Here is a 1,340-nt window from a genome sequence, read left to right as displayed (position 1 = left end):
GGGCCTTGTCCCGGAGGGGTGGACACCTGTTCGTGTCGCTATGCGGCGAGTGTCAGGGTAGCTGACTGCTGCTCGTAGGCGATCGGTGCCTGCTGTCCGTTCGCGGAGTGCCGTCGGCGGGTGTTGTATCGGGTGGTCCAGCGGAAGACGGCCAGGCGGCAGGCGCGGGCCCCGTCGAAGCGGCGGGCGCCGCGGAGCGTCTCGCGTTTGAGGGCCGCGTTGAAGCTCTCGGCGAGCGCGTTGTCCGCGCTCGTGCCGACCGCGCCCATGGACTGCCGCACGCCCAACTCGGCGCAGATGACGGCGAATTGACGGGAGGTGTACTGCGCTCCGTGATCGCTGTGGAATACGGCTCCGGCCAGGCTGCCCCGGGTCGCGGCGGCTGCCCGGAGCGCGTCAGTGACCAGCGAGGTGCGCATGTGGTCGGCGATCGACCAGCCCACCAGCCGGCGTGAGAAGCAGTCGATCACGGTCGCCAGATACAGGAACTCGCCGTCACCAACCGGCAGGTAGGTGATGTCGCCGACGTACTTGGTGTTCGGCGCGCTCGCGGTGAAGTCGCGCCGCAGCAGGTCCGGCACGGGCGTGGCGGACGGTTCGGGCACGGTGGTGACCTGGCGCTTGCGCAGCCGCAGCCCGGCGATGCCGTACTTGCGCATGACCCGTCCGACGCGCTTGTGGTTCACACGCTCACCGTCGTCGCGCAGCTCGGCGGTGATCCGGGGCCGGCCGTAGGTGCCGTCCCACTCGGCGTGCACGGCCCTGATCCGCTCGGCGAGCCGGGCGTCCGCCCGCTCACGCGCGGCGCGGGCCTGACGGCCGGCCCGCCATTTGTAGAAGCTGGAGCGGGCGACCTCCAGCACGTGACACAACCGCTTCACGCCCCAGGCGTGGTGGTGGTCCTCGATGAACTTGAAGCGGTTCACCAGTTCATCTCGGTGGCGAAAAACTTCGTCGCCTTGCGCAGGATGTCCCGTTCGGTGGCCAGTTTCTGGTTCTCCTTGCGCACGGTCTTCAGCTCCGCGCGCAGGGCCGCTATCTCGGCCTCCAGTTCCTGCTTCGTGGCCTTGCTCACCGGGAATTCCTTCGTGTTGGTGCTCGTCGTGCCGCGCTCACCACGGCGGGCCCGCTCGGCCCGCACCCAGTTGCGCAGCGTCTCCCGGCTGATGCCCAGGTCCTTGCCGATGCCCTCGAAGGTGTGGCTCGGGTCCGACAGGTACAGCGCGACGGCGTCCGCCTTGAACTCGGGCGAGTAGACCTTCATCACCATAAGAGATCCCTCCTCCCCGGCCCCTACCGGGGCCGGGCTCAGAGGTGTCCACCACCCGGGGACAGGTCCC

General features: G+C 69.2%; 1 protein-coding gene. It reads right to left on the bottom strand.

The annotated features are described in order from the left end of the window. Positions 1–38: 38 nt before the first annotated feature. Positions 39–1,270 (bottom strand): IS3 family transposase gene (locus ACWD4G_RS45635; RefSeq protein ID WP_451304670.1). Its coding sequence is split into 2 segments (ribosomal slippage): positions 39–949 and positions 949–1,270, totalling 1,233 coding nucleotides; the frame shifts between segments, so codons are not numbered across the junction. Between the last annotated feature and the right edge of the window lie 70 nt (positions 1,271–1,340).

The organism is Streptomyces sp. NPDC002643 (assembly GCF_053592555.1).
Note: the sequence above shows the minus strand (reverse complement) of the source record. Positions and strands in the feature narration are given on the sequence as shown.